Source organism: Nioella sp., assembly GCF_964229645.1.
Taxonomy (GTDB): Bacteria; Pseudomonadota; Alphaproteobacteria; order Rhodobacterales; family Rhodobacteraceae; genus Nioella.
In genome coordinates, this window is sequence record NZ_CAXREX010000112.1 from 1 (window position 1) to 3,153 (window position 3,153).

Genomic DNA, 3,153 nt, shown 5'->3' on the forward strand with positions numbered 1-3,153 from the left:
TTGCGCGCCGCCATCTTGGCCAGCAGCGCGAAGTGGGGGGAAGGCGTTTCCTCCACCGGAGGAATGCACATCAGCCCCTTCAGCGGCAGCCCCAGATCGCGGACCTCTTTCACGAAGGCATCCGTGTCGGCGGGCAGAATCCCGGCTTTCTGCGGCTCTTCCCCGGTGTTCACCTGGATGAACAGGTCGGGGCAGGACCCGATTTCATCCGCCAGCCGCGCAAGGGTGGTGGCCAGCTTGGGGCGATCGACGGAATGGATCGCCTGGGCCAGTTCCATCGCCTGACGGGCCTTGTTTGTCTGCAAGGGGCCGATGATATGCAGGTCGATATCGCCGAAATCCTCGCGGAAGCCGGGCCATTTCCCGGCCGCCTCCTGAACGCGGTTTTCGCCAAAGACGCGGTGACCCTGTTCCAGGACGGCGCGGACGTTTTCGTCCGGCTGCATCTTGGACACGGCAATCAGCGTCACACTGGCCGGATCGCGTCCGGCGTCTTGGGCGGCTTTGGTCAGGCGGGTGGTGATTTCGGTCAGTGACATGGGCCAAGGGATGTCACGAAGACCGGCCCGCGTCCAGATGTCAGCAGGCCCCGATCAGGCGGACACCCCCCAAAACCACCAAGGGCCCGCCGCATTCACGACAGGCCCTTTGGTCAGACGCGGGGGGAAACCCCGGCCCCGAAACGGAAATGGGCAGACCCGAAGGTCTGCCCATCCGTGAATTCTTTTCTAAGCGTAGAACTTAGAAGGAGAATGCAACACCCAGCGAACCGGTTTTGGTGGTGCCGTTGGCACGCTCACCGTACTGAGCGAACAGCGATGCGCCGCCACCCAGGTTGTACGAACCGAACACGGTGTAACCGTCGGTGTTGGCGGTTTTGGAGTCCAGGTAGTTCGCGCCAACGGTCAGGCCGTTTGCGGAGTACTGAGCGGAGATGTTCCAGGTGCCGTTGAAGACGGTGTTGTTCTTGGAGTCTGCGTAGCCAGCAGCAACCGAGAATGCACCGAAGTCAGCTTTGGCCGACAGACCCCAGTAGTCGTCGCCGGTCTGCGATTCGTAACCAGCGCCCAGGGTCAGCTTTGCGGAACCCATGTCGGTGGAGTACTTGGCGCCGATGCCGGTGGATTTGTCGAAGCCTGCGTAGGACAGAGCAACAGCGAAATCGCCCATTGCGTAGTCGATACGTGCGATCTGGCCGCCATCGTTGTTGTCGATGAAGGAGGTGCCGCCCCAGAGTTCGTAGCCGATGCCGGCGATGCGGTGAACTTCGACCATTGCTTTGTCGAACGCGCCGTCGGTGTTACCGTACGAGAAGGTCAGGCCGCCTGCGGAAGCCGAGAACACGGTGGTCGAGGTGACCGCGGTGCCTTTGGTGTAGTTGCCGGTGTTGCCCAGGCCTTCCATTTCGAAGGTGGCCGACAGTGCAACGCCGCCGTCGGTCTCGGTGGTGCCCGAGAAGTACAGGTCGAAGTTGTTGGTCAGAACGGTGGTGGAGGTCACGCCGTTGTGACGCAGACCGAAAGCTGCGCGGCCCGAGACGGAGACGTCTGCGGCTGCGACGCCAGCGGTGGCAACGAGAGCGGTCGTCGCGAAGAGAATCTTTTTCATAGGTTTTCCCTCGATTTCACAAGTCAGCCCAGCCCGGTCTCCCGTCTGGGTATGGCAGACGTTTCGCTCTTTTCGCCCTCTCTTTGCAAGTCTGCTCAAAGCGGCCTGCGGACTCGACCGAAAAATGGTGCAGCATTGCCACAGTCCGTTTCACCCACCCCGCCCTTACGCGCAGGATGCGCGTGTTAATGGCTTTGTAACCATTACAACTTGCCCAGACCCGTGGCCTTCTTTAGGAGTGTTCAGGATTTCGATTGCGGGGCCCCGATATGAACGTCAAAGCCGTCATTCTTCTGATCTCTGTTCTGGTCGTCGCCAGTTGCGGTCGATTCGGTGGCTTCACGGGCGGCGCGCCCGGCTCGGCCCGCGAGGTTGCCGACCAGCTTGAGATTGAGCGCCTGGACCGTAAACAGACCACGATCTGGGACGCCCTGCGCCAGCAGCGCGACAAGGGCGACCGCGTCGCGGTCAACCGCTATCTCTGGAATGCGTCGCTGGAAGTGCTTGATTTCCTGCCCGTTCAGACGATCGACCCCTTCACCGGCGTGATCGTGACCGGCTATGGCACCCCGCCCGGCGGTGGCCGTGCCTATCGCGCGACGATCTATATCAAGGACCCGGCTCTGGACGCACGGTCTCTGAACGTGGCCATCATGACCCGCAGCGGCCCGGTGGCGGCCGGCACCCAGCGCGCGGTCGAAGATGCGATCCTGACCCGCGCCCGCCAGCTGCGCACGGCCGACGGCAAACTGTAACGGCCGCAGCAACCCCAAGGAATTCGAAAGCCCGGACCTGATCGTCCGGGCTTTTCTTTGTCGTGACGTCAATTGCCCTGCGGCTGTCCGGCGACGCTCCCCGGATCAAACAGACATCTGCGCCAGATCGCTGACCCACTTCAGCTGCCGTGGCAAGCAATGGCGCCGCAGATCATAGGTGTCACGGACATGCGCCCGCGCCGCACGGCCCAGTCTGTCGCGGGCGTCGCTGTCCTCAAGCAGATCAATCGCCTGATCGACCAGGGCGTCGCCGTCAAAGAAATCCACCAGCCGCGCGGTGGCGTCATGGGTCAGCGCCTCCTGCACCGGGGCGGTGGCCGAGGCGACGATCGCCGCCTCGCAGGACATCGATTCGAACAGAGACCAGGACAGGACGAAGGGATAGGTCAGGTACAGGTGCACCCGCCCGACCTGCAGCAGCCGCACGAAGCGGTCATAGGGAATGCGCCCCAGGAAATGCACCCGCGCCCAGTCGGCGTCAGGGATCTGGTCGCGCACCTCGTCTATATAGATCTGCTTCCAGGTCTGCCCCTTGGGCGGCCGCGCCCCGTAGGACACGCCGTCACCACCGACCACGACGACCTGCGCATGGGGCCGTTCGCGCAGCAGGCGCGGCAGCGCCCGCATAAAGACGTGATAGCCGCGATAGGGTTCAAGGTTGCGGTTCACGAAGGTCACGACCTCGTCTTCGCGGGTCAGGACCGGGCCACCCTCGATCTCGAACCGCACGTCGTCGCGCCGCTGCAGCATGTCGGTGTTGATCCCGTCA

Annotated in this window: 4 protein-coding genes; 1 reads left to right on the top strand and 3 read right to left on the bottom strand. The window is 63.0% G+C overall.

The window, feature by feature from the left end:
* Together ACEQXV_RS07555 and ACEQXV_RS07560 are read right to left on the bottom strand one after the other, a co-directional pair.
* On the bottom strand, positions 1 to 539 hold a 539-nt coding region (locus tag ACEQXV_RS07555), incomplete at its 3' end, for a YggS family pyridoxal phosphate-dependent enzyme (protein WP_370268565.1).
* Positions 540 to 741: 202 nt separating this feature from the next.
* Positions 742 to 1,608, bottom strand: coding sequence for a porin (locus ACEQXV_RS07560; protein WP_093449236.1), 867 nt, complete (start codon positions 1,606 to 1,608; stop codon positions 742 to 744).
* Positions 1,609 to 1,877: 269 nt separating this feature from the next.
* Here ACEQXV_RS07560 and ACEQXV_RS07565 point away from each other — a divergent pair, with 269 nt between their 5' ends.
* A complete protein-coding gene (locus tag ACEQXV_RS07565) occupies positions 1,878 to 2,363 on the top strand; it encodes a DUF3576 domain-containing protein (protein ID WP_093449234.1) in 486 nt (161 codons plus the stop codon).
* A 105-nt stretch (positions 2,364 to 2,468) separates the two neighbouring features.
* Here the strand turns inward: ACEQXV_RS07565 and ACEQXV_RS07570 are convergent.
* A partial coding sequence (locus tag ACEQXV_RS07570; protein ID WP_370268567.1) for a glycosyltransferase occupies positions 2,469 to 3,153 on the bottom strand: 685 nt, incomplete at its 5' end.